General features: G+C 49.0%; 2 protein-coding genes. Both read right to left on the bottom strand.

The window, feature by feature from the left end; all coding sequences use genetic code 11:
* Positions 1-902, bottom strand: a 902-nt coding sequence (locus PHU49_16615) for a tetratricopeptide repeat protein (protein MDD5245633.1), incomplete at its 3' end; no start/stop codon positions are given.
* On the bottom strand, positions 899-1,432 hold the full coding sequence (locus tag PHU49_16610) for a lytic transglycosylase domain-containing protein (protein ID MDD5245632.1): 534 nt from the start codon (positions 1,430-1,432) through the stop codon (positions 899-901). The genes PHU49_16610 and PHU49_16615, both read right to left, overlap by 4 nt.
* Between the last annotated feature and the right edge of the window lie 46 nt (positions 1,433-1,478).

The following is a 1,478-nucleotide window of genomic DNA, read 5'->3' as shown; positions in this document are numbered from 1 at the left end:
AATGATTCCTGATAGTTGGGGAGTCTCTCATAGAGCAAGGCAAGGTTCAGGAGGACTGCCCTGTTCATTGGCTCAATTGTCCGTGCTCTTGTCAGGTATGTTTCTCCATCCGTCATATTGCCATTTTGTACGTACGCTATGCCGAGGTTTATAAGGGCAGGGATGTAATTTTTCTGGTAATTAAGGGCATCCCTTGAATACCTGATCGATTCTTCAAAGGCGCCTGTCTTTATCAGGGCGCTTGCGAGGCTATTCATGATAAGGTAATTCCGGGGGTCTTTATCCAGAGCTTTCTTGTAATCTGTGATGGCCTGGCTGTAATTTCTGTTTTGCTCGTAAGACCTTGCCGAGTATAGAAGGATGTCGCGTTCAGTCCTGAGATTTTCGCTTGATTCAGAGGACCTTTTTGATGACCGTGAGGTTCGGGACCCGGCAGCTGCCCTTCTGTCTTGTTTTGCCTCTGTTGGCTGTGACGTTGTTTCTATCTTAGGCTTGTGAGCCTCCATGGGGAGTGCCTTTGCTTCGATCTTCGGTGCGATCTTCGGTTCAGACCGAACCTCTGGCTGAGAGACAGGGGATACTGCTGCAGGTGTTTGCTGGACAGCCGGAGCCTGTGGGGTTACAGGTGGTGCTACAGGCGGCGCCGGGGGAACATCCCTCGGAGCAAGATTTTGCCGTGCGGCAGTATATATTGATGGTGATGTAAGATATGATTCAAAGAAGTATACAGCTCCAAATCCGGCAACAACGAGGAATAGCATGACAACTGCGAGGATGACAAATTTTCGTTCTACCTTTTTCCTTTGCGATGATTTCTGGATGATCCGGGCCAAATTGGGAGGGACGGAACTCTGCTGATCCTGGTGCTTGACTTTGGAGAGGAGGTCGGCGAGAAGGCTCAAGGTGTCTCCCTTTCTGCTTCAGTGATATCTCTGGCATGGAAAACGAGGGAAGATCTTGCGCTCACCGTCTGTTGCGTGAAGCCTTTCCCCGCTTCCCCGCTTCCCCGCTTCCCCGCTTCACCCGTAGTCTGCTCTTTCTGCAATATTCTGAATACCTTCCAGGCGTAACCAACCCTTTTGTCTCTGCTTGTTGCGTTGTAGCAGCCAATTGCCTCCCAGTTTAGACCGTGCCGGTCAATGCATTGCCGCAGGATCTGTGCACCGACCCTGGTGTTGAGACAGGCATCATCGAGCAGGTCCTTCTGGTTCAGTTTAAGGGTCTTTAACCATTCAGAATTGATCTGCATGAGACCGATATCAATGGAACCGTTCCTGTTCCTGTTGATAGCCCTGGGATTGAGGTTTGATTCGACCTTTGCAATGCTCTCAAGGATTATGGGGGTGATGCCATGCTCGTTGCCCGCGTATTCGAAACAAAAGGCAAAAAGTATGGAAGGCAGTAAAACCGTACATATGATTATCCACCTCATCTATCCTTCAATTATATAAAAAAAGCTATGAAAAGCAAACCTTTTT

Source organism: Syntrophorhabdaceae bacterium (assembly GCA_028713955.1).
Lineage (GTDB): Bacteria > Desulfobacterota > Syntrophorhabdia > Syntrophorhabdales > Syntrophorhabdaceae > UBA5609.
Note: the sequence above shows the minus strand (reverse complement) of the source record. Positions and strands in the feature narration are given on the sequence as shown.

Excerpts from the sequence above, each read along its gene's own strand:
- PHU49_16610 (MDD5245632.1), bottom strand. The coding sequence starts at position 1,432 with ATGAGGTGGATAATCATATGTACGGTTTTACTGCCTTCCATACTTTTT.